Source organism: Dactylosporangium siamense, assembly GCF_016862795.1.
Classification (GTDB): Bacteria; Actinomycetota; Actinomycetes; order Mycobacteriales; family Micromonosporaceae; genus Dactylosporangium; species Dactylosporangium siamense.
The window spans coordinates 106,324-128,811 of sequence record NZ_BONQ01000052.1 but is presented as its reverse complement, the minus strand read 5'-3'; the positions used below and the strand labels follow the sequence as shown (position 1 = coordinate 128,811).

Genomic DNA, 22,488 nt, shown 5'->3' with positions numbered 1-22,488 from the left:
AAGGCAGCACCGGCCAAGGCGACGACGGCCAAGGCAGCACCGGCCAAGGCGACGACGGCCAAGGCAGCACCGGCCAAGGCGACGACGGCCAAGGCGACGCCGGGCAGGCTGACGGCGACCAGGGTTGCGCCGGGCAAGGCTGTCGGGGTCAAGGTCACGGCGGTCAAAGTGACCAAGGTGACGCTGGGCAAGGCGGCAGCGGCCAAGGTGACCAAGGTGACGCTGGGTAAGGCGGCCGCGGCCAAGGTGACGCTCGGCAAGGCGACCGCGGCCAAGGTCGTGCGCACGACGGCGATGGTGACCCCGCCGGGTCCTGGATTCCCGACCGGCCGTTGACGGCAGGCACGCACCAGCATGAAGCGCGGTGTGAGGCGCTGGAGCCTTGAAGCACCGCCCGCTGGGCGTGAGGGTGGTCTCGTGGTGAGAACTGCCGGACGTCTGCCACACGGTGCGTAACAGAACGGCAACCTGAAGAAGCGGCACCCGGATGGGTGTCGCTTCTGCGTTTGACCAAAAACGATCAAGCAATGCCACCCGCGCCGCGCCGTGGGTGCTTCGCCATGCCCGCTGCCGGTCCGCCCCAGGGCCGCGCCGGCATCAGCAGAGATTGGGCTGTATTTGTGAGCCATGCACGCACCACGGCGAGCGTAGTTCCGCGCCAGCCGGGTGACCGCGCCGCGAGGCGCCTGCATCACGTGTTCGAGGCCGCGTGCGACCGCACCCCCACCGCCGTCGCGCTCGAGTGCGACGGGGCCCGCCTCACGTACCAGGAGCTCGACGAGCGTGCCAACCGCCTCGCCCACCGGCTGCGGGCGCACGGGATCGGCGGGGGCGCCCGAACGGCGATCCTGCTGCAGCGGTCCGTCGCGACCTACGTGGCGCTGCTCGCCGTCGGCAAGGCCGGCGGGGCGTTCGTGCCGATCGACCCCGAGTCGCCGGCGGACCGGGTCGCCTACATCGCCGAGGACTCCGGCATCGCGCTGCTGCTGACGTCGGCGGAGCTGGCCGACCGGGCGGACGGGCTGGCGTGTCCGGTATTGATCGCCGACGACGTCCCCGACGCCGCCAGCCATCGCCCGGCCCGCGACCTCGTCGGCGACCAGGCCGCCTACGTGATCTACACGTCCGGGTCGAGCGGCCGCCCGAAGGGTGTGGAGGTGGCCCAGTCGAGCATCTGCAACTTCCTCGACGTCGTGCCGCGGGTGTACGACGTCCGCCCCGGCGACCGGGTCTACCAGGGCATGACGATCGCGTTCGACTTCTCGATCGAGGAGATCTGGCCGACGTGGTCGGTCGGCGCGACCCTGGTCGCCGGGCCCACCGACTCGCGGCGCTTCGGCGTCGAGCTCGCCGACTTCCTGGACACCAACGCCGTCACCGTCTTCTATTGCGTGCCGACCCTGCTCGCCACGATCCCCCGGGAGCTGCCCCGCATCCGCAGCGTCCTCGTCGGCGGGGAGGCCTGCCCCGGGCAGCTGGTCGAGCGGTGGAGCCGGCCCGGCCGGCGCATCCTCAACACGTACGGGCCGACGGAGGCGACCGTCACCGCCACCTGGTGCGAGCTGCTGCCGGGACGGATCGTCACCATCGGCCGGCCGCTGCCGACCTACAGCGTCGTGCTGCTGGACGAGCAGCGGCGGCCGACCCCGGACGGCGAGGTCGGCGAGATCTGCATCGGTGGGCCCGGCGTGGCGCGCGGCTACGTCGGGCGGCCCGAACTGACCGCGGACCGGTTCATCGAGCATCCGCTCGCGCCGCCGGGGTCCCGCCTGTACCGCACCGGCGACCTGGGCCGGCTCACCGCCGACGGCGAGATCGAGTACCTCGGCCGCGCCGATGCCGAGGTCAAGATCCGTGGCCACCGGGTCGACCTCGGTGAGATCGAGAGCGTGCTGCTGGAGGACCACGGCGTGGCCGAGGCGGTGGTGGCCCTCGACGCGGCCCAAGAGCTCGCCGCCTACGTCGTGCGCCCGGCCGCCGGCGGCGAGCCCGACGATGTGGTGGTGCGCCGGCTGGCCGAGCAGCTGCAGGACCGCCTGCCCGGCTACATGGTGCCGGCCTACCTCGACGTGGTCGAGGCGCTGCCGGCCATGCCGAGCGGGAAGGTGGACCGCAAGCGGCTGCCGCCTCCCGTCAACCGGCGGCCCGCCCGGGGATCCGGCCCGGTGGTGGCCGCCGAGGGCGACCGCGAGGAGCAGGTGCGTGCGGTGTGGGCGGAGGTGTTCGGCCTGCCACCGGAGCAGCTGTCGGTCGAGGCGGACTTCTTCGACGACCTCGGCGGGCACTCGCTGCTCGCGGCGAGGGTCGTGTCGCTGCTGCGGACCCGCGACGTGTGCGCCGGCGCGGCGGTCCGTGAGCTGTACAGCCACCCGACCGTGCGTGGCATGGCCCGGCGGATGACCGTGACCGCCGGGCCGACCGCGCCGCCCCGCCCGGCGCCGTTGCGCCACGACAGCCGCCGGATCGCCACCGCCGGCACCGGCCAGGCGCTGGTCATCTACCTGCTGGTGCTGCTCGTCACGCTGCCGGTGTCCTATGTGTACACCTGGAACAACGGCCGCGTGTCGGTCGAGGTCCTCGTGCAGCTGATGATGGCGATCCTGGTCAGCTACCTCGGCGTGCGATGGGTCGTGCCGGTCCTGCTCGCCCGGCCGGTCGCCGCCGGCATCAGGCCCGGCCGGTACCGGTTGTGGGGCCCGACCTACCTGCGGCTGTGGACGCTGAACCTGCTGCTGGCGATCGGGCCGATGGCCGTCATCAGCGGGTCGCCGCTGATGGCGCTGTACCTGCGGCTGCTCGGCGCCCGCGTCGGTGCCCGGACGACCATCGCGACCAGCTCGGTCAGCCTGCCGACCCTGATCGACATCGGCGCCGACGCCAGCATCGGCTACGGCGTGTCGATGCGGCCCTGGCGGGTCGAGGACGGCTGGGTCGTCGTCGAACCGATCACCGTCGCCCCGCACGCGTTCGTCGGCGCGAACGCCGTCCTCGAACCGGGATCGACGGTCGGCGCGAACGCCGGGCTCGGCGAACAGTCCGTGCTCGAGCAGGGCGAGACCGTGCCGCCCGGCACCCGCTGGGCCGGTTCGCCGGCGACGCCGGTCGCGGCGCTCGGCCCGACCGTGGAGGTCATGCTCGGCGCCGCCGGCCGGGGCCTCGCCCGCGGCTGGCACCTGAAGCACCTGCTCGCCGCCACGCTCGGCGTCGTCGGCCTGGAGCTCAGCGCGATCGCGACGATCCTGCCCAGCGTCGTCCTGGTGTGGTGGGTGCTGCTGGAGTGGGGGCTGCTCGCCGGCCTGTTCGCGACGGTCCCCGCCGGGCCGCTGTACGTGCTGACCACCTGCGCGGTCGTGGCGCTCGGCAAACGGCTCGTGCTGCGGCACGCCCCGGCCGGCATCCACCCGGCGCGCTCCGGGCTCGGCATCCGCAAGTGGGTCACGGACAAGCTTCTCGAGTTCAGCCTGCTGTTCACCAACTCGCTGTACTCGACGCTGTACACCGTGCCGTGGCTGCGGCTGCTCGGCGCCCGGGTCGGTCGCGGCGCCGAGGTCTCCACCGCCGCGCACCTCGACCCCGACCTGCTGACCCTGGAACCGGACAGCTTCGTCGCCGACATGGCCAGCGTCGGCGCCGCCACGTTCGCCAACGGCCGGATGGCGTTGCTACCGACCAGGGTCGGCCACCGGGCGTTCGTCGGCAACGCCGCGTTCGTGCCGGCCGGCACCACGCTCGGCGCCGGCAGCCTCGTCGGCGTGCAGACCCTGCCACCGGACGACGACGTGCCGGACGGGACCTCCTGGCTGGGGTCGCCCGCGATGCACCTGCCGCTGCGGCAGAGCAGCGGCACGTTCAGCGAGGAGCAGACGTTCAGCCCGCCGCGGCGGCTCGTCGCGCACCGCCTGGCGGTCGAGTTCGCCCGGGTGACCGCGCCCGCGTCGCTGCTCGGCATGAGCGTCTACCTGTACCTGTGGGTGCTGTCCAGCCTCGCCCGGGGCCGGGATCTGCCGGTGCCGGCGCTGGTCTCGCCGTTGGTCGTCATCGCGGCCGGCGCCGCGGTGATCGGCTGCTGCGCGGCGACGAAACGCAGCGTCATCGGCGCCTACCGGCCGCGGGTCGAGCCGCTGTGGAGCACGTTCGTGCGGCGCACCGAGTTCGTCACCGGCCTGTACGAGGCGGCCGCGATCCCGGCCGGTGTCGGGATGCTCGTCGGCACCCCGTTCCTCCCGCCGGTCCTGCGCTGGTTCGGCGCCCGCATCGGCCGGCGCACCTGGATCGGCACCACGTACCTCACCGAGTTCGACCTGGTCGAGATCGGCGACGACGCCACGGTCGGTGCCGAGGTGTCGCTGCAGACCCACCTGTTCGAGGACCGGGTGATGAAGATGTCCGTCGTCACCGTTGGTGCCGGCGCCACCATCGGCACCCGGGCGATCGTGCTGTACGACGCCGTCGTCGGCGACGACGTGTCGCTCGGCTCGCTGTCGCTGCTGATGAAGGGCGAGCACCTCACGCCCGGCAGCCGGTGGCGCGGCATCCCCGCTCAGGGGGTCACCACCCGACCGGCGATCACCGCCAGGGGCGTCGCCAAACCGGTGATCGTCGCCAAGGGCGTCGCCAAGCCGGTGATCACCGCCGCCTGAACCGTCACAACCCATCGCACACCACACAAACAAGGAGCGCACCATCCGGTGAACACCGAACTGCTGGTTTCCGACGCCGCCCACTTCCGCATCGACTACGAGATCAACCCGTACATGCACACCGAACTGCAGCCCGACCCGGCCGCCGCGACGGCCGAGCACGCCGCGATCGTCGCCGCGCACCTGGCGGCCGGCCGCCGCGTCGAACACGTGTCCTCCGCCCCGGAGTGCCCGGACATGGTCTTCACCGCCAACGCCGCGGTGGTCCGCGGCGACCGTGCCGTCCTGGGCTTCCCGCCGCCGGAACGCAAGGCGGAGACGTCCTACTTCCAGGAGTGGCTGGTCGACCGCGGCTACGACGTGCTGGAGGCGCCGTTCCCGTTCAGCGGCCAGGGTGACGCCCTCGCCTGCGGCGACCTGCTGTTCGCCGGCTACGGGCAGCGCACCGACCGGCGGATGCACGCGGTGCTCGCCCGGGAACTGGACTACGACGTGGTGCCGCTGCGCACGGTCGGTCCGCGCTGGTACGACCTCGACCTGGCGCTCGCCGTCATCGGCCCGCACACCGTCGCCTACTGCCCCCAGGCGCTCGACGAGCCGAGCCTGACCCGCCTGCGTGGGCTGGGGCTGGAGCTCATCGAGGTCGATCCCGGCGAGGCGACCCGGCTGGCGCTCAACCTGATCAGCGACGGCAGCACCGTGACCATGACCCGGGGCGCGCCGAAGCTGGCCGCGACGCTGCGGGCCCGCGGGCTGCGCGTCATGGAGCTGGACACGACCCAGCTCACCAAGGGCGGCGGCGGCGTGCGGTGCACCGCCCTGACCCTGGACAACCCGCCACCGAGGGGGTCGAGGTGACCAGGTCGCCGGTGGCGCTGGTGTACCGGGGACCGGCGTCGACGCCCGGCTGCCCGGAGGCGGTCGCCGCGCTGCTGCGCTCCAGCCGATGGGGCTTCGACGTCCGCTACGCCGGCCCCGACGAGGACGTGCCGGTCTCCGCGCTCGCCCTGATCGGCGCGGCCGTCTACGCGCAGCCCGGCGGCGGTCAGCTCCGGCACGGCTACCGGCAGCTGCGCCGGCACCGCGCCGCGATCCGCGGGTTCGTCCACTCCGGTGGCCGGTACCTCGGATTCTGCCTCGGCGGATACCTCGCCGGCGCCACCCCGGGCTTCGACCTGCTGCCGGGCGACACCGACCAGTACATCGCCTCAACGGCGGCCACGGTCGGCTCAACGGCGGACACCCTCGTCGAGGTCGCGTGGCGGGGCCGCATCCGGACACTGTTCTTCCAGGACGGCCCGTACTTCTGGGTGCGGCCCAGCGCGGAGGCCACCGTCGTGGCCACCTACCCCAACGGCACCGTCGCGGCGCTCGTCGCCGGTTTCGGCCGGGGCAGGGTCGGTGTCGTCGGCCCGCATCCCGAGGCCACCGGCGACTGGTTCACCGACGCCGGGCTGTGCGTCGACCGGCTCGGCGTCGACCTGGGCCTGGACCTGGTGGACGCGGTGATGGCCGCATGACCGCAGTCATGGACCTGCCGGCCGGTGCCGCGGTGGCGGTGCCGGTGCAGGTCAAGCGGCCCCGGCTGGCCGGGGTCGACGCCGCCCGGGGCGTGGCACTGCTCGGCATGATCTGCCTGCACGCGCTGTACGAGGCCGACGCGGCCGGCAACCCGACCTGGTCGGACATCGCCTTCAGTGGGCGGGCCGCGGCCGCGTTCGCGCTGCTCGTCGGCGTCGGCATCGCGTTCGTGACCGGCCGCCGTCAGGTCAGCCGCGCCGACCGTCACGCGGTCGCCGCGATGATCGCGACCCGGGGTCTCGTCATCGCCGCGATCGGCTTCCTGGTGTGCGCCGCCGACTCGGTGCTGGACGCGGTGATCCTGCCGTACTACGGGGTGGTGTTCCTGCTCGCGATCCCACTGGTGTTCCTGCGCACCCGGGTCGTCGCGATGATCGGGGTGCTGCTGGCGACCGTCGGGCCGTTCGTCAACCACGTCCTGCTGCCCCACCTGCCGGAACCTTCGCTGACCAACCCGTCGTTCAGTCGGCTCGTCGAGGACCCGGTCGGGATGCTGACCGAACTGACCCTCACCGGGTTCTACCCGTCGCCGACGTGGCTGGCGTACGTGTGCGCCGGCATCGTCATCGGCCGGTCGGACCTGACCAGGCCGCGGTTCGCCGCGCTGCTCGTCGCCGGCGGGACGGTCGTCGCCGTCTGGGCCAACGCCATCTCGGCGCTGCTGCTGCACCGCTTCGGCGGGCTGGCGCACATCTGGGCGGCGCAACCGGGCAGCGGACTGACCGAGGCGGAGACGACCGAGCTGCTCAAGTTCGGCGGCAACGGCTTCACGCCGTCCTCGACGTGGTGGTGGCTGGCGGTGAACGGCGCGCACACCAGCACCTCGTTCGAGATCCTGGGCTCCGGCGGCTGCGCGATCGCCGTGCTGGGCCTGCTGCTGCTCGCCGGGCACGTCCGGCACCGGTTCCTGCGTCCACTGTGCACGGTCGTGCTGGCGGCGCTCGCCGCGGTGGGGAGCATGACGCTGACCTTCTACAGCGCGCACGTCCTGTTCATCAACTCGGAGTACGACACGTACAGCGCCGGCACCGGCTGCCTCGTCCAGGTCATCGGGGCGGTGCTGATCGGCCTGGCGGTCCGGGGAACGGTCGGGCGTGGGCCGCTCGAGGCCACGGTCACCGCGCTGGCCACCCGCGCCCGGCGCTGGGCCGCGGCCCGTGTCGCGGCCAGGGCCGCCGTGGTCCCGCCGTCCGCCGTGGTCCCGCCGGTCTCAGCGGTGCCGTCGGCAGCCGCGGTGCTGGAGCCGGCCGCGGTGCTGGAGCCGGCCGCGGTGCTGGAGCCGGCTGCGGTGCTGGAGCCGGTCGCGGTGCTGGAGCCGGCCGTGCGGGTCGCCGGTTCGGTGAAACCGCCGGCGCCGCGCCGGCCGCAGCGCTCGGACGACAGCCGGCGCCGCACGGCGCACCGCCGGTCACTGCCGGGTGCCGGACCGTGAACCACCGGCGCGTGAGCCAGCGGCCGGTGAACCGGCGGCGCCTGCTGTTCGGCGCGGGCGCCGCCGGGGTCCTCGCCGCGCTGGGCGGGGTGGCCGGGGTCGGATACGCCGTGCTGTCCGGCGACCGGCCCCTCGCGCTCGTCTACCGGGGCCCGGCGTCCTGCGCGGGCTGCTCCGAGGCGGTGGCGGCGCTGCTGCGTGGCACGCCGACCGGGTTCCGCACCGAGTTCTGCGGCCCCGGCGAGGCCGTCCAGGTGTCGGCGGCCACGCTCGCCAATGCCGTGGTGTACGCGCAGCCCGGCGGCGGCGACGTCCGGCAGGCGTGGCGGCGCCTGCGCACCACGGCCGACGACGTCCGCGCGTTCGTCCACAACGGCGGGAGCTACCTCGGGTTCTGCCTGGGCGCGTACCTCGCCGGCGCCGACTCCGGGTTCGATCTGCTCACCGGGGTCGGCGTCGAGGGCTACATCTACAGCGCCGGGGCGGCCGTCCGCGACACGGACGACACCGTCGTCGAGGTGGACTGGCGGGGGCGGCGGCGGCACATGTTCTTCCAGGACGGCGCGCTGTTCCGGCCGCGTACCGGTGCCGGCGCCACCGTCCTGGCCACGTACGGCACCGGCGGCGCCGCGTCCGTCATCACCGGTTACGGCGCCGGGCGGGTCGGCGTCGTCGGACCCCACCCGGAGGCCGACTCGTCGTGGTACGCCGACTCGCGTCTCACCAACCCGGACGGCATCCGGTTCGACCTCGGCCACGACCTGATCGAGAGCACCGTGCAGCGCAGCTGACCGGCCCGGCCGGGCGCGTCACGTGCCCGGCCGACGCGCGTGCGGGCCGGCGGACGGGGTCACGATGCGCGCCCTGCCTGCGGGCCGGCGGACGGGGTCACGATGCGCGACCTGCCTTGCAGACCCGCGAGCGGGGTCACGATGCCCGCCGTGCGTGTGGGCCGGCGGGCGGGGTCACGATGCCCGCGCCGTCCCACTGGCACCGCACGGTGATCAGCGAGTGCAGGGCGACCACCTCGCCGGCCAGGTTCGGGGCCGCGCCCTCGGCGGCGACGGACCAGTCGTTCGGCGCGCTGACGTCGACGATCTTCATGTCCACCGACACCAGCCTCACCCGCTCGAAACCCAGCAGCCGCAGCCGCTGCAACGCCTGGCCGCACTTCAGGCCGCGAAGCTCGGGGAAGACGGCCCGGTCCGCCGGCGAGGCGGACCTCGCGTCGACGGCCACCCCCGTGACGTCCGTCGATTCCGGCGCCGACCCACCGGCCGGGGCGCGACCGAGCCCGGCGACGGACTGGACGAGCAGCCAGACGCTGACGGCACCCGCACCGAGGCACGCCACACCGGCCGTGGCCAGTCCCAGTCGGCCGAACCGGCGTGGTGCCCGGTGCCGCCGCACCTCGTGCGCCACCATCGCACTCCTTCCCGCGCTGTCCGCAGTCGGCGATGCGGCGCCGCACGCCGCTTCGCCCGCCAATCTGGCAGCTTCGCCGGCCGCGGCGACGCGGGTGCCCGAACTCCACCCGGGCCGGCCCGCGAGGTTCACCATCAGGGCGAGACCCTCCGGATGCCCGGGTGAGGCGGGCGGCATGGACGGGGGAGCGGTGGGTAGGCCGCAGCCATGGCCGAACCCACCTGCGTCATCATCGGCGGCGGCCCGGCGGGCATGATGCTCGGACTGCTGCTGGCCCGCGCCGGCGTGCGGGTGGAAGTGCTGGAGCAGCACGGCGACTTCCTCCGCGACTTCCGCGGCGACACCGTGCACCCGTCCACCCTGCGGCTGCTCGACGAGCTCGGCCTGGGCCGGCGGTTCGAGGAGCTGCCGCACAGCCGGCTGGACGAGGTCCGCTGGCCCGTCGACGCCAACCGGTCCGTGGTCCTGGCCGACCTGCGCCGGCTGCGGCAGCCGCACCCGTACATCGCCATGGTGCCGCAATGGGACCTGCTCAACCTGCTCGCCGACGCGGCGCGGCAGGAGCCGTCCTTCACGCTGCGGATGGACACCGAGGTGACCGGCCTCATCCAGGCGTCGGGCCGGGTGCTGGGGGTGCGGTACCGCACGTCGGACGGCACCACCGGGGAACTGCCGGCGGCGCTGACCGTGGCCTGCGACGGCCGCCGGTCGATCGCGCACACCGACGCGCGCCTGCGCCCCCGGGAGTTCCGGGTGCCGATGGACGCCTGGTGGTTGCGCCTGCCCCGGTTGCCGCAGGACAGCACCGCGCTCACGCCACGCGCCGCACCCGGCCAGCTCGCCGTGGTGATCCCGCGGGCGGGATACCTGCAGATCGCCTACCTCGCCGAGAAGGGCGCCGACCAGCGGCTGCGCGCGGCCGGGATCGAGTCATTCCGGCGGGACCTGGCGGCGCTCATGCCCGAGTTGGCCGGCCGGCTCGGCGCGCTGGCGTCGATGGACGACGTCAAGCACCTCGACGTGCGGCTGAACCGGCTCCAACGCTGGCACACCGACGGCCTGCTGTGCATCGGCGACGCGGCGCACGCGATGTCACCCGTCGGCGGCGTCGGCATCAACCTCGCCGTGCAGGACGCCGTCGCCGCCGCGACCCTGCTCGCCGGGCCGCTGCGGCACGGCACACCACCCCCGGCGACCCTCGCCGCGGTCCGCGCCCGCCGGCTCCTGCCGACCGTCGCCGTGCAGACCCTGCAGCGGCTCCTGCACCGGGGACTGATCGACCCGACGCTCGCCGGCCGGCGGACCGGCCCACCCGCGGCCGTCCTCGCACTGCTGCGGCGGTTTCCGCGACTGGCCGTCGTGCCGGCGTACCTCATCGGCGTCGGCATCCGATCCGAACACGCGCCGTGGTTCGCCCGCGGTTACAGCCTGACGAGCGGGGAAGGTCATGACCGACAGAATGACGACGTCAAGGAGCTGATGATGAAGGCGAAGGTCGGCGACCGGATCATCGAGGAAGGCACCCATGTCGGGGACCACCGCCGGGTCGGGGTGGTGACGGCGCTGCGCCACGACGACGGCACCCCGCCGTATGAGGTGCACTGGCTGGACACCGGCAACGACGCGCTGGTCTTCCCCGGTGGGGACGCCCGCGTCGAGCCCGGCAAACCCGGCTGAGCCGGGGCCCGGGGCGGGCGTCGCGGCGCGGTCCGGGACCGCCGTGCGGTGCACCGCTGCTCGCCGGAGGGGACCGGGCACGTCACCCTCCGGCCGGTCAGCCGCGCTCGAGCGCGTCCGTCACTTGAGCGCGTCCGTCAGCTGGGACTTCGTCATCGTGGAGCGGCCCCTGACGTTGCGGCGCTTCGCCTCGGCGTAGAGCTCGTCCCGTGAGCGCTCCGACCGGGGCTGGTTGCGCGGCGACCTCTGATCGCGCGACGACTTCGCCGCCGCACGGGGCTTGCCGAGCTCCTGCCAGCGGGTCTCGGTCATGTCCACGCCGTGCCGCTTCGCGGCCCGCTTGATCCGGCGGAACGCCTCGTCGCGTTCCGCGTCGGTGGCGTCGCGGACCTGGTCGAACCGGGCGATCGCGTTCCGCACGTGCGAGGCGTCGTTGAGCGGTTCCTTGCGCAGCCGCGGGAACGCGAAGGCACTGTCCTTCATGGCGTTGCGGTCGGCGGCGTCCAGTTCGTTCGTCTTCTGCCTGCGGGTAGCCATGCCCGGTGGTTACCCCGCGCCGGGCCGTCCATTCGCCGACCGGCCGGCCAGCCAGCAGACGGCCTCAGCCGACGCGGACGGCCTCAGCCGACGAAGATGACGGCCTCAGCCGACGAAGATGCAGAACGGGTGCCCGGAGGGGTCCCGGAACACGTACAGCGGCTCGCCGGCGTCGGCGGTCCGGTCCAGCGCCAGCCGGGCGCCGAGGGCCTCGGCCCGCTGCCGGTGGCGCTCCAGCTCCTCGACGCCGGGCACGGTGAAGTCGAGGTGCAGCTGCATCGGCACGGTGTGGTCCGGCCACGTCGTCGGCTCCAACCGGTCGACCTGCTGGAACGCGAGCTTCCGCGCCCCGGCCGCGTCGACGAGGACGAGCCAGTCCTTCTCGTCGCCGCCCGGTTCGTCGCCCGGCCGGTATCGCAGGCCCAGCAGCTGCCGGTAGAACTCGGCCAGCGTCCGCGCGTCGGTGGTGTCCAGGACGGTGTGCAGCAGCTGCGGGTAGTCGGCCATGTTCACTGATCCTGCCACCGGGACGCGCGGGCCTCCTCCTTTGGTAGGAGGCGCACCACCATCCGCCGGCCGCGGGTGCGGCGCCGGGCAGGAGGTGCCGGACGTCCGCGCTCGGGATCGTCGACGGCATGATGCATCTTCGCCCGGCGCTGCGGTGGCATCGGCCGCTGCTCGCGCTCGCCGCCGTCATGGCGCTGCTGGTCCTGGTCTCCCTCGTCGGACTGCTGGTGGACGACCGCCGCCTGCTCGGGGTGTCGGTCTGGCTCAAGCCGCTGAAGTTCGGCATCTCGTTCGCCGCCTACGCGCTGACCCTCGCCTGGATGCTGTCGCTGGTGACCCGGGGCCGCCGGGTCGCCGCGGCCGCCGGCACCACGGTCGCCGTCGCCGGTCTCGCCGAGGTCGGCCTCATCGTGTTCCAGTCCGCGCGGGGACGGTTGAGCCACTACAACGTGGCAACCGACCTCGACGACACGCTGTGGATGTGGATGGGCATCAGCATCGGCGTGCTGTGGGTCGCCACCCTGGTCCTGGCGGTGGTGCTGTTCTTCACCCCCATCAGCGACCCGGCCAGCCGGTGGGCGGTCCGGCTGGGGGTCGCCGTCGCCCTCGGCGGCATGGCGGTGGGCCTGCTGATGCTCCGGCCGACCCCGGAGCAGGAGGCGGCGGACGTGGAGACGGTCGTCGGCGCGCACAGCGTCGGGGTGCCCGACGGCGGGCCGGGCATGCCGCTGACGGGGTGGAGCCTGACCGGTGGCGACCTGCGGATCCCGCATTTCGTGGGCATGCACGGGCTGCAGGCGTTGCCGCTGCTGGCGATGCTCCTCGGGATGCTGGTCGGGTACGGGTCCCGCCTCGACCGGCTCCGCCTCGTGCTGGTCGGCGCGGCCGGCTACGTCGGGCTGATCGCCCTGCTCACCTGGCAGGCGCTGCGTGGGCAGCCGCTGCTGCGACCCGACGCGGCCACCTGGGCGGCGCTCGGCCTGCTGGTCGTGGCGGTGGGTGCCGGCGCGGCGTCGGCGCTGCGGACGACGTCCCGATGACGCCTTATGGTGAGGCGGTGCTCACCCGGCTGTTCGACGAGCGGTACGCCGTGCGGCGCCTCCTCCTGCTCGCGCTCGGTGGCCTCGGGTATGTCGTGCTGCTGCGCGACCCGGCCGAACCACGGACCTGGATCACCTGGGCGACCGACGCCGCGGCGGTGCTGCTGTCGGTCGGCTGTGCCCGGTGGCCCCTGGCGGGTGCCCTCGCGCTCACGGCCGTGCTCGCCGTCGCCGACACCTGGTCACCCGTGGAGCCGGTCGTGCCCGCGGTCGGCGCCAGCTGGGCGGTCCTCGAGCTGGCGCTGCGGGTGCCGGGCCGGCGCCTCGGTGCCGCCGTCGCCGCGCTGAGCCTCGTGCACGTGGCCGACGACTGGCGGCGGCTGCCCGGCGGGACCGTCGGGGTGCTGTTCAACGTCGTCATCCTCGTCGGTGTGCCGGTCCTGTTCGGCGCCAACATCCGCGCGGCCCGCCGGATCGCCCGGCAGGCGGAGGAGCGGGCGGAGGCGGAGGAGCAGCGCCGGCACGCGGACACCCGCGCCGCCCGCGCCGACGAGCGCACCGCGATCGCCCGGGAGCTGCACGACGTGCTGGCCCACCACGTCGCCTCGATCGTGCTGCGGGTCGGCGTGGCCCGGCACGTGCTCGCCGGCGCCGACCCGCGGACCGGCGCCGTCCTCGACGACGTGCACGCCACCGGCAGCGCCGCCCTCGCCGACCTGCGCCGGCTGCTCGTCCTGCTGCGCGACCCGCACGCACCGGTCGGCGCGGCCGCCGTCATGTCGATCGAGCCGGCCGCGCTGCCGGCCGGGATCGAGGCGGCCGTGGACCGTGCCCGGCGCGGCGGCGTGACCGTGGAGACGGCCGTCGACCCCGCCGTGTCCACATTGGACGCGATCCGGAGCCTGGCGGTGCTGCGGCTGGTGCAGGAGGGCCTCACGAACGTGGCCCGCCACGCCGGCCCGGCGGCCCGCGCCCGGGTGCGCCTGACGATGCGGGGGCAGACACTGGAGTGCGAGATCACCGACGACGGTCCCGGCGCCCCGGCCGACAGCGACGGCCACGGCACCGGGCACGGCATCATCGGGCTGCGCGAACGGGTCGAGGTGGTCGGCGGCACGTTCGAGGCGGCCCCGATCGCGGCCGGCGCCGGCTGGCGGATCCGGGCGGAGCTGCCGCCACCGGCGACCTCCGCCCGGACGGAGCAGCCGGCATGATCCGGGTGCTCCTCGTCGACGACCAGCACCTCGTCCGGGCCGGTCTGCGCATGCTGTGCGAGTCCGATCCGGGCATCGACGTCGTCGCCGAGGCCGACAACGGCCGCGACGCCGTGCGGCTCGTCGACGAGCTGCACCCCGACGTCGTGATGATGGACCTGCGGATGCCCGGCATGGACGGCACCACCGCCACCGCACGGATCCGGGCCGCGCACCCCGCCTGCCGGGTCGTGGTCGTCACCACGTTCGACGACGACGACCACCTGTACCCGGCGCTCGCCGCCGGCGCCTGCGGCTTCCTGGTCAAGGACGCCGCGCCCGCCGACCTCCTCGCCGGGATCCACCGGGCCGCCGAGGGCGACAGCCCGTTCAGCCCGGGCGTGCTGCGCCGCCTGGTCGACCGGGCCGTCCGGTCCCGCCAGCCGGCGCCGGGCGGCGAACTGCCGAGGCTGACCCCTCGGGAGCGAGACGTGCTCCGCCTGATCGCGGAGGGCCTGTCCAACCAGGAGATCGCCGAGCGGCTCCACCTGGGCGTCACCACGGTCAAGTCGCACGTGACCAGCCTGATGACGAAGACCGGCAGCCCCAACCGGGTCCGCCTCGCCATGCTCGCGCCGCGCGTCACCGAAGCGGATCCGTGATCCGGACGTCACCGGGCGGACACGCCGGCGCCGGGACCATAGGGCAGGATCTGCCACATGGGCGCGACCCGGCTGGCCGAGCGCACCGGCGACCTGCTGACCGGCTGGGTCGACCGGTTGCCGCCGCGACTGCGCCGGTTCCTGCCGCGGGACCTGGTCGGATTCGCGATGCTCGGCGGGTTCACGCTGTCCGTCGACCTGGCGCTGCTGGTCCTGCTCCGGCGGACGACCGACCTGCCGCTGCCGGCGGCGGTCTCGATCGCGTACCTCGCCGCCTTCGGGCTCAACTTCGTGCTGAACCGCACGGTCAACTTCCGGTCCCACGCGCCCGTGGGCCGGCAGGTGGTGCGATACGCGCTCGTCGCGGTCGGCGACTACCTGCTGACCGTCGGCGTGTCCTCCGGGCTCGCCGCCCTGGGCCTGGACTTCCGTGTCGCCCGCCTCGCGGCGTCCTTCACCGTCGCCGTGTTCACCTACGCCGCCTCACGCTGGTGGGTGTTCCGCGACCGTCCCGGCACGGGCCCGGACCGGTTCACCTGGAGAGCGGACCGCGACGGGTGACGGTGCGCAGTTTCGCCGGGTTGACCACCAGGTTCAGTTCGGTGATCCGGCCGCCGGCGATCTCGATGCCGATCACGCCGATCAGGGTCCCGCCGAGCTCGAGCGTGAAGCCGTCCCCGCCGGCCAGCCGGACCGGCCGGGCCAGCACCCCCGCGTACCGGCGACCCAGCCCGGACAGCAGCGTCAGCACCCGCTCCGGGCCGAGCACCGGCACCCGCGCGGCGAGCACCTCGCCGCCGCCGTCGGAGCGCAGCACGACCCGGGGATCCAGCAGGCTCACCAGTTCGGTGAGGTCGCCGTCCGTGCTCGCCCTGAGGAACGCGGCCGTGACCCGCCGGTGCTCCTCAGGGGAGACCGGTTCCCGCGCCGGGGCCTCGGCGCGGACCCGCCGGCGGGCCCGCGACGCGAGCTGCCGGCACGCCGCCGGGGTCCGGCCGACGACGGCCGCGAGCCGCTCGAAGTCCATGCCGAACACGTCGTGCAGCACGAACGCGATCCGCTCGGCGGGCGAGAGGCTCTCCAGCACCAGCAGGACCGCGGTGCGCACCGACTCCCGCAGCGCGGCCGCGTCGCCCAGGTCCGTGTCGTCGTAGCCGGGCAGCGGCTCGGGCAGCCAGATGCCGGGGTAGGTCTCGCGCCGGGCCCGGGCCGAGCCCAGCAGGTCCAGGCAGATCCGCGACGTCACGGTGGTCAGCCACGCCCGCGGCTGCGCCACGTCGGCCTGCAACGTGTACCAGCGCAGCAACGCCTCCTGCACGGCGTCCTCGGCGTCCGCGGCGCTGCCGAGCAGCCGGTAGGCGACCGCGAACAGGTAGCGCCGGTGCTGCTCGCCATCGTTCATGTCACATGATTGTGGCCTACGTCGTCACCCGGTCATGCAGAGGATCACCGTGGTCGGCGGCGGGTTCGCCGGCCTTGTCGCCGCTATCACCTGTGCCGAGGCCGGAGCGCGGGTCCGGCTCCTGGAGGCGCATCACACGCTCGGCGGGCGCGCCCGGGCCACCGTGGGGCCGTACGTCGCCCATGACGGCCCGCACGTGCTGTACCGCGACGGACCGTGGTGGCGGTGGCTCGCCGGCCGCGACCTGATCGGCCGGTCGTCCGGGGTGCCGTTGTCCGGCCTCGCCGGTTTCCGCTTCCGGCACGGCGGCCGGCTGCGCCGCACCCCACCGCCCGCGCTGCTGCCGGTCCTGGCGCGGCGCCGCCGCAGCGCCCCGGTCGACGTCGACTTCCACACCTGGATCAGCCGCCACCACGGCGAGGCGGCGGCCTCGGCCGCGGCGAACCTCATGGGCGTGGCGACCTTCGACGCCGACCCGGGCCGGCTGTCGGCCGCGTTCGTCTGGCCGCGGCTGCTGAGGGTCTTCGCGCCGAGCCCGCCGGCCCGGTACCTCGCCGGCGGCTGGAACGGGCTCATCGACCGCCTCGCCACGCACGCCCGGACCCGCGGTGTCACCATCGAGACCGGTGCCCGCGTCACCGAGCTGCCCCCGCCGCCGGTCATCGTGGCCACCACCCTCGACGCGGCGGCCCGCCTGCTCGGCACCGCGCTGCCGGCCGGTCCCAGCGGCCGGGCGGTGCTGCTGGACCTCGCCGTGCGGGCCGACCGCCGCGACGCCTTCGTCGTGTCCGACCTGGACGCGGCCGGCTGGCTGGAGCGTTACACCGTGCCCGACCCGAGCCTGGCGCCGACCGGCGAGTCCCTGGCGCAGGCGCAGCTGCCGCTGCTCGACGGCGAGGGCAAGGCCGGCGGGCTGGCCCGGCTGGAGGCCCTGACCGACCTGGCCCTGCCCGGCTGGCGCGACCGCACCACCTGGCGCCGCGACGGCGTCGCCAACCGCCGCTCCGGCGCGCTGGACCTGCCCGGCCACACCTGGCGCGACCGGCCGGCCGTCGACCGTGGTGACGGCGTGTACCTCGCCGGTGACATGGTCGCCGCGCCCGGCCTGCTCAGCGAGGTGTCCTTCAACAGTGCCGTCACCGCCTCCCGGCTCGCCGTCAGCTGAGCCGTGCCGCCCGGTCCTGGGCGCGGCGCAGGGATGGCGCTACCAGTACCGTGGCAACACCGGCGACGGCGATCGCCAAGGCCGGCGTGGTGAGCTGGGCGAGGGTGCCCAGGAGCAACGGTCCGACGCCTTGCAACGCCATCAAGCCGGTCGACTGCAGCGCGAACAGCTGGCCCCGGCGGTCCTCCGGGGCGGCGGCGAGGAAGGCCCGTTGCAGGCCCAGCCCGTAGGCGAAGCCGGTGCCCGCGACGACGAGCAGGGCCACCAGCAGCGGCAGCGGCGGCGCGGCGAGCAGCCCGATCAGTGGCGTGCCGAGCACCAGCAGGAAGGCCGGCGAGGACCGCTCCCGCAGCGACGGGCGCATCAACCGGCCGGCGGCGAAGTTGCCCACCAGCATGCCGACCGGGGGCGCGGCCATGAGCACGGCACCGGTCCCGGGCGGGAACCCGCGGCTCGCGCCGTAGGCGACGAGGAGGGCCTCCGCGCCGGCGACGAACGCTGACGGCAGCCACTGCGCCAGCAGCAGCCGCCGGATGGTCCGGTCGGACAGCAGGGCGACGGCGCCGGTCCAGCTGTCGCGGACCGCCCCGCCCGACCTCGCCGCGCTCCGACCGGCCGTGGGCAGGCCGAACCGGACGATGGCGGCGGCCAGCAGGTGGCATCCGGCGGCGAACAGCAGCGCGTCGCGCGGTCCGACGGCGGCCACCGCGACGCCGCCGCCGGCGAGCCCGAGCAGCTGCGCCGCCGAGGAGGACATGTTCGACACGGACCGGCCGAGGACGTACGCGTCGCCGGTCAGCCGTTCGGCGATGACCCGGGCGGCCGCGCCGGCGAAGACGGGGGTACCGCAGGCGACGACCGCGACCAGGGTGAGGCTGACCGCCACGGGCAGGTCGAGCAGCCCCAGCGCGGCGGCCAGCAGCGCCTCCACCGCGTAGCCGGCCACGATGAGCGGGCGGGCGCGCAGCCGGTCGGTCAGGGATCCGAGCAGCAGGCCGCCGACGACCTGCGGCAGGAAGCCGGCCCCGAAGGCGAGGGCGCTCAGCAGCGGTGAGCCGGTGCTCGCGTACACGAGCACGGACAGCGCGAAGATCTGCAGAGAGTTGGCGCCGATGGCCAGGGTCCGGGCGGCGAACAGGGCCCGGAACGACCCCTCCGCGAAGACTTCACGGTAGGTGGCGGGGCGGTCGACGACGGTCATGGGACGAGCGTGTCGGCCTTTTCGGAAGGCAGCGATTGATTCGCCGTGTGGCGTAAGGTCGGGGGATGCTGCGGTTCGTGGTCGGGGCCGAGGACCTGCTGCGCACCCGGTTCGCGCTCTCGCCGATGTTCGAGCTGCACCACCTGATCTGCGCCCTCGCCAGCCGGCACCGCCAGGGCGTGCCGGAGGCGTGGCTGGCCCGGCTCCGCCCGCGGTTCGCGCCGCTGCGCGCCGACCCGGTCATGGACGCCGTCCTGGCCCTGCACGGGCCGCGGTCGGGTGCGACGTTCTTCTCCCCGCCGCCGCGGGCGCTCGGGCAGACCATCGACGACGACCTCGCCGCGCTGTGGGCCGCCCCGCCCGCCGCGGTCCGCGCCGAGATCGACTTCTACCTGCGCCGGCGCGACATCACCGACGCAGCACGCGCGGTCCTGACCGGGCCGGACGTCGTCGAGCGGCTGGCCGGGCTGCTGTCCAGAGCGTGGGCCGAACTGCTCGCCGACGACTGGCCGCGGCTGCGGCTGCTGTGCGAGCGCGACGTGGTGCACCGCGTCGGCGAGCTCGGCCGGGACGGCTGGGCCGCCGCCCTGGCCGGGCTGCACCCGAAGGTGCGGTGGCGCGACGGTGCGGTCGAGGTGCTCGGCCGGGGGCGCCGCGAGGTCGGGCTCGACGGCGCCGGGCTGCTGCTCGTGCCGTCGGTGTTCGTGTGGCCGAAGCTCGCCCTGTACACGGACGAGCCGTGGCCGAAGGCGATCGTCTACCCGGCCCGCGGCGTCGGCACCCTGCTGGAGCACGGGCCGCCCGAGGCGCCGGCGTCGCTGGCGGCGCTGCTCGGCCGGTCCCGGGCGCTGCTGCTGGTCACCCTCGCCGACCCGGCCAGCACCAGCCAGCTCGCCCAGGCCCTCGGCATGGCCACCGGCGCGGTCGGTGACCACCTCGCCGTCCTGCACCGCGCCCGGCTGGTGCAGCGCGCCAGGTCCGGCCGGTCGGTGCTGTATCACCGCACCCCGCTGGGCGACGCGCTGGTCGGGTGAGGTTGTCGTACAGCTGTCATATTTTCGAGGGATTGTTGCAATGCAGCGGCGTGACGATGGTGAGAGTTCGACCGGAACGGCGGTTCAAGGGGGCGTCGATGATGACCGCGGTTGACGGCACCGACTTCGGTTTGCGATGTGACGGTTGTGGACTGATCCTGCGCGGTCTCGGGGGCGTCCTGCACCGCTGGGATCTCGCCTGGAGCGTGCTGCGGCGGTACGGATGGATCGGCGAACGCACGACCGGCGGGCCGCACTGCTGCCCCCGGTGCGTCCGTCACGGCGTGCCGGCGGCCCACGACGACCTGTAGCGGCGGCGGCCTGTAGTGCGCGGCTCAGCCGGTGAACCGGCCCCAGGCCACGAACACCGCGACGGCCAGGTAGATCAGGTCGGGCGTGATCGTCGCCCGTTCGCCGCGGCGCAGGCGCATGGTCGCCGCGCCCACGAACAGTGCCGCCACGCAGACCGCGGTGACGGGCACCAGGACCGGCGCGATGTCGAGCGCGCGGGGCAGGATCAGGCCCGCCGCGGCCAGCAGCTCCAGCGTGCCGATGGCCCGCAGCGCCCCCGGACTGAAGTCCAGGACCCAGGCGGCGGCGTGGCCACCCATGGCCGCGATCTTGTCCCTGGGCACGAACATCTTCGACGTGCTGATCAGCAGGACGGTGGCCAGCAGGCCGGCGGCGATCCACAGGGCGAGGTTCATCGGGAAGCTCCTTGGTTGCATCGGTGTTCGGTGCCATTCAGGTGCCGCCGGTCCCGCCCCCGTGACAGGGTGGCGGCGTGACGTACGCCACCGCCCGCGGCTGTCACAGCGCGGCCGGGACCGGCATCCGGTGGGGTGGCACCGTCGAGCGAAGGAGCAGGCAGCAACCATGGACCCGGCCACGGAGGCGTTCGTCGCGCACCGCAACCTGCTGTTCACCGTCGCCTACGAGATGCTCGGCTCGGCCGTGGACGCCGAGGACGTCCTGCAGGAGACCTGGCTGAAATGGGCGGGCGTCGACCTGGACGTCGTGCTGGACCAGCGGGCGTACCTGGTCCGGATCACCACCCGGCAGGCGCTCATGCGGCTGCGGACGCTGCGCCGGCGCAAGGAGTCCTACGTCGGGCCGTGGTTGCCGGAGCCGTTGCTGACCGCGCCCGACGTGGCGGAGGACGTCGAGCTCGCGGAGAGCGTGTCGATGGCGATGCTGCTGGTGCTGGAGACCCTGGCGCCGACGGAGCGGGCGGTGTTCGTGCTGCGGGACGTGTTCGCCCTGGAGTACGAGGAGATCGCGGAGGCGGTCGACAAGAGTCAGGCGGCGGTGCGCCAGATCGCGCACCGGGCCCGCGCGCACGTCGCCGCCCGCCGGCCGCGCGGGGAGGTGTCGGCGGCGCAGACCCGCGACGCCCTGGCAGCCTTCCAGCGGGCGGTGGAAACCGGTGGCCTGCAACCGCTGCTCGACATCCTCGCGCCCGACGTCGTGCTGCTCGGCGACGGCGGCGGGGTGGTGCAGGCCGTGCGCCGGCCGATCACCGGCGCCGGCAAGGTGGCCCGGCTGCTGCTCGTCGGGCGCCGCAAGGTGCCCGCCGGGGCGGTGCTGCGACCGGCGCAGGTCAACGGGCACCCGGCGCTGCTGCTCCGGGTCGGTGACGCGGTCGACACCGTCATCACCGTGCGCATCGACGACGGCCGCATCACCGGGCTCTACGCCGTGCGCAACCCGGAGAAACTGTCCCGGATCGGCCGGGAGACACCGGTGGGCCGCTGACCCGGCCGCGCGGTCAGCGGTGCCACGCGGTGCCGCGTGGTCACCGGTGCCGCGTGGTCACCGGTGCCGCGTGGTCAGCGGTGCCGCGTGGTCAGCGGTCGGCCGCGCCCGGCGTCGCGACGGTCCGCCAGGCCGGCGCGGTGGCCTCGTCGACGACGACACGCCACTGTCCGCACCGGCAGTGCTCGTATCGGACCCGGCCGCCGCTGGTGACATGGCTCGATGTGGTTCGCCAAGTGTGCTCCTGCATGGCTCCGAGCATGCTGTAATGGTCTTGTGCACATCAACCCTTACGGCGAGGAGCCGGTGCGGCTCGCCCTCGCCCTGGTCCACGACCCGCCGGCGACGGTGGCCGCGCTGGCCTCGCGGTGCCGAGAGGCCGGGTTCGTCATCGACGTCGCCGTGCGCCCGGAGGACCTCACCGAGACCCTGGCCTTCCTCGACGACTGGCTCGCCGTCGTCGACGCCCCCGACGACGCGACCCGGGCTTCGCGGCTGAACGTCCTGCTGCAGCGGGCCGCCGCGTATCCCCGGCTGTCCAACCACGCCGAGGACGGCTGGCACCTGCACTACCGGGATCCGGACCTGCCGCTGGCCGGCGCGCTGCGGGCGCTCATCAGCGTGGGCACCGCCCTGCACCTGTCGGGTCGCGGCATGCACCGCCTCGGCCGCTGCTCGGCCGCCGGCTGCGCCAGGCCGTTCGCCGACCTGAGCCGCACCGGCCGGCAGCGGTACTGCTCCCCGGCCTGCGGCAACCGCGACGCCGTCCGCCGCCACCGGAGCCTGACCGCCGCGAACCGCCCCTGAGCCCGTGACCCCTCGCGCACCTCGCCCGCGTCGTGCTTTGTGTGCTTTGTGTGCCTTGTGCCGCAGGCAAGCCGATCTTCCCGGTGATCGAAGTCGCGCGCTGGCCGTCCACACGACCGCCGCGCGACTTCGATCACCGACCCAGGTGGGCGATCCGGCCGGAGGTGACTCCGCGTGGAAGAGCGTTCCGGGCCCAGTAATGCAGCGCGTGATGGCGCGACGAGCGGAACGAGGATCCTTCCGGTTGCGGGGATCCGGCAACGACCTCCGTGTGCCCGGCGCTCGATCAGGCATCCCGAGGTCCGGATCAGCCCAAATGCCGCGCCCGGGGTGGATCTCCCCGGTGATCGAAGTTGCGGGTTGGTCGTCCGGGCGACCAGTGGGCGATTTCGATCACCGGGGTGTGCTCGCGGGAGGGGTTCCGGCGGTG

Annotated in this window: 23 protein-coding genes; 16 read left to right on the top strand and 7 right to left on the bottom strand. The window is 74.3% G+C overall.

What is annotated here, in order from left to right; all coding sequences use genetic code 11:
* From Dsi01nite_RS17770 to Dsi01nite_RS17745, 6 genes are all read left to right on the top strand, one after another.
* Nucleotides 1-336, top strand: a 336-nt coding sequence (locus Dsi01nite_RS17770; RefSeq protein ID WP_373318787.1) for a hypothetical protein, incomplete at its 5' end; no start/stop codon positions are given.
* Nucleotides 337-695: 359 nt separating this feature from the next.
* Entirely contained in the window at nt 696-4,640 is a 3,945-nt protein-coding gene (locus Dsi01nite_RS17765; protein WP_239135966.1) for a Pls/PosA family non-ribosomal peptide synthetase, read from the top strand.
* Between the two features lie 48 nt (nt 4,641-4,688).
* Nucleotides 4,689-5,498: a dimethylarginine dimethylaminohydrolase family protein gene (locus tag Dsi01nite_RS17760; protein WP_203847275.1), complete on the top strand. Its 810-nt coding sequence runs from the start codon at nt 4,689-4,691 to the stop codon at nt 5,496-5,498.
* A complete protein-coding gene (locus Dsi01nite_RS17755; protein WP_239135965.1) occupies nt 5,495-6,160 on the top strand; it encodes a BPL-N domain-containing protein in 666 nt (221 codons plus the stop codon). Before Dsi01nite_RS17760 ends, Dsi01nite_RS17755 begins: the two co-directional genes overlap by 4 nt.
* Entirely contained in the window at nt 6,157-7,653 is a 1,497-nt protein-coding gene (locus Dsi01nite_RS17750; protein WP_203847274.1) for a heparan-alpha-glucosaminide N-acetyltransferase domain-containing protein, read from the top strand. The genes Dsi01nite_RS17755 and Dsi01nite_RS17750 overlap by 4 nt, the downstream gene beginning before the upstream one ends.
* Before the next feature lie 11 nt (nt 7,654-7,664).
* Nucleotides 7,665-8,444, top strand: a complete 780-nt coding sequence (locus Dsi01nite_RS17745; protein ID WP_203847273.1) for a BPL-N domain-containing protein — start codon at nt 7,665-7,667, stop codon at nt 8,442-8,444.
* Between the two features lie 136 nt (nt 8,445-8,580).
* On the opposite strand, the gene Dsi01nite_RS17740 is transcribed toward Dsi01nite_RS17745, so the two are convergent.
* Nucleotides 8,581-9,078, bottom strand: a complete 498-nt coding sequence (locus Dsi01nite_RS17740; protein ID WP_203847272.1) for a hypothetical protein — start codon at nt 9,076-9,078, stop codon at nt 8,581-8,583.
* A 207-nt stretch (nt 9,079-9,285) separates the two neighbouring features.
* On the opposite strand from Dsi01nite_RS17740, the gene Dsi01nite_RS17735 reads away from it, so the two are divergent.
* Nucleotides 9,286-10,755 (top strand): FAD-dependent oxidoreductase, encoded by a 1,470-nt coding sequence (locus Dsi01nite_RS17735; protein WP_239135964.1) that lies wholly within the window; start codon nt 9,286-9,288, stop codon nt 10,753-10,755.
* Between the two features lie 120 nt (nt 10,756-10,875).
* On the opposite strand, the gene Dsi01nite_RS17725 is transcribed toward Dsi01nite_RS17735, so the two are convergent.
* Nucleotides 10,876-11,292 carry a DUF6582 domain-containing protein gene (locus tag Dsi01nite_RS17725; protein ID WP_203847271.1) on the bottom strand — a complete coding sequence of 139 codons (417 nt, stop codon included), beginning with the start codon at nt 11,290-11,292 and terminating at the stop codon, nt 10,876-10,878.
* Between the two features lie 105 nt (nt 11,293-11,397).
* Nucleotides 11,398-11,799, bottom strand: a complete 402-nt coding sequence (locus Dsi01nite_RS17720; protein WP_203847270.1) for a VOC family protein — start codon at nt 11,797-11,799, stop codon at nt 11,398-11,400.
* Between the two features lie 128 nt (nt 11,800-11,927).
* Here Dsi01nite_RS17720 and Dsi01nite_RS17715 point away from each other — a divergent pair, with 128 nt between their 5' ends.
* Genes Dsi01nite_RS17715 through Dsi01nite_RS17700 form a run of 4 tightly spaced genes read left to right on the top strand, consistent with a single transcriptional unit; the run spans nt 11,928 to nt 15,255 of the window.
* Entirely contained in the window at nt 11,928-12,839 is a 912-nt protein-coding gene (locus Dsi01nite_RS17715; protein WP_203847269.1) for a hypothetical protein, read from the top strand.
* Nucleotides 12,836-14,053, top strand: a complete 1,218-nt coding sequence (locus Dsi01nite_RS17710; protein ID WP_203847268.1) for a sensor histidine kinase — start codon at nt 12,836-12,838, stop codon at nt 14,051-14,053. The genes Dsi01nite_RS17715 and Dsi01nite_RS17710 overlap by 4 nt, the downstream gene beginning before the upstream one ends.
* Nucleotides 14,050-14,694 (top strand): response regulator, encoded by a 645-nt coding sequence (locus Dsi01nite_RS17705; RefSeq protein WP_203847267.1) that lies wholly within the window; start codon nt 14,050-14,052, stop codon nt 14,692-14,694. Before Dsi01nite_RS17710 ends, Dsi01nite_RS17705 begins: the two co-directional genes overlap by 4 nt.
* 57 nt (nt 14,695-14,751) lie before the next feature.
* Nucleotides 14,752-15,255: a GtrA family protein gene (locus Dsi01nite_RS17700; RefSeq protein WP_203847266.1), complete on the top strand. Its 504-nt coding sequence runs from the start codon at nt 14,752-14,754 to the stop codon at nt 15,253-15,255.
* Here the strand turns inward: Dsi01nite_RS17700 and sigJ are convergent.
* Nucleotides 15,227-16,096, bottom strand: coding sequence for an RNA polymerase sigma factor SigJ (sigJ, locus tag Dsi01nite_RS17695; RefSeq protein ID WP_203847265.1), 870 nt, complete (start codon nt 16,094-16,096; stop codon nt 15,227-15,229). The two genes, Dsi01nite_RS17700 and sigJ, sit on opposite strands and share 29 nt — an antisense overlap.
* 34 nt (nt 16,097-16,130) lie before the next feature.
* Here sigJ and Dsi01nite_RS17690 point away from each other — a divergent pair, with 34 nt between their 5' ends.
* The gene (locus tag Dsi01nite_RS17690; RefSeq protein ID WP_203847264.1) at nt 16,131-17,261 is read left to right on the top strand and encodes an FAD-dependent oxidoreductase; all 1,131 of its coding nucleotides are present in this window, start codon (nt 16,131-16,133) and stop codon (nt 17,259-17,261) included.
* Here the strand turns inward: Dsi01nite_RS17690 and Dsi01nite_RS17685 are convergent.
* Complete coding sequence (locus Dsi01nite_RS17685) at nt 17,254-18,462, bottom strand: MFS transporter (protein WP_203847263.1); 1,209 nt, start codon at nt 18,460-18,462, stop codon at nt 17,254-17,256. The two genes, Dsi01nite_RS17690 and Dsi01nite_RS17685, sit on opposite strands and share 8 nt — an antisense overlap.
* A gap of 65 nt (nt 18,463-18,527) precedes the next feature.
* On the opposite strand from Dsi01nite_RS17685, the gene Dsi01nite_RS17680 reads away from it, so the two are divergent.
* Both Dsi01nite_RS17680 and Dsi01nite_RS17675 read left to right on the top strand, forming a co-directional pair.
* Nucleotides 18,528-19,496, top strand: a complete 969-nt coding sequence (locus Dsi01nite_RS17680) for an ArsR/SmtB family transcription factor (protein ID WP_203847262.1) — start codon at nt 18,528-18,530, stop codon at nt 19,494-19,496.
* Nucleotides 19,497-19,594: 98 nt separating this feature from the next.
* Complete coding sequence (locus tag Dsi01nite_RS17675) at nt 19,595-19,807, top strand: hypothetical protein (RefSeq protein WP_203847261.1); 213 nt, start codon at nt 19,595-19,597, stop codon at nt 19,805-19,807.
* A gap of 24 nt (nt 19,808-19,831) precedes the next feature.
* On the opposite strand, the gene Dsi01nite_RS17670 is transcribed toward Dsi01nite_RS17675, so the two are convergent.
* Complete coding sequence (locus Dsi01nite_RS17670; RefSeq protein ID WP_203847260.1) at nt 19,832-20,203, bottom strand: DoxX family protein; 372 nt, start codon at nt 20,201-20,203, stop codon at nt 19,832-19,834.
* Nucleotides 20,204-20,372: 169 nt separating this feature from the next.
* On the opposite strand from Dsi01nite_RS17670, the gene Dsi01nite_RS17665 reads away from it, so the two are divergent.
* Nucleotides 20,373-21,251 carry an RNA polymerase sigma-70 factor gene (locus tag Dsi01nite_RS17665; protein WP_203847259.1) on the top strand — a complete coding sequence of 293 codons (879 nt, stop codon included), beginning with the start codon at nt 20,373-20,375 and terminating at the stop codon, nt 21,249-21,251.
* A gap of 91 nt (nt 21,252-21,342) precedes the next feature.
* Here Dsi01nite_RS17665 and Dsi01nite_RS17660 read toward each other — a convergent pair whose 3' ends face one another.
* Nucleotides 21,343-21,501 (bottom strand): hypothetical protein, encoded by a 159-nt coding sequence (locus Dsi01nite_RS17660; RefSeq protein ID WP_203847258.1) that lies wholly within the window; start codon nt 21,499-21,501, stop codon nt 21,343-21,345.
* Nucleotides 21,502-21,527: 26 nt separating this feature from the next.
* Here Dsi01nite_RS17660 and Dsi01nite_RS17655 point away from each other — a divergent pair, with 26 nt between their 5' ends.
* Nucleotides 21,528-22,058, top strand: coding sequence for a CGNR zinc finger domain-containing protein (locus Dsi01nite_RS17655; protein WP_203847257.1), 531 nt, complete (start codon nt 21,528-21,530; stop codon nt 22,056-22,058).
* The last annotated feature ends 430 nt before the right edge of the window (nt 22,059-22,488 follow it).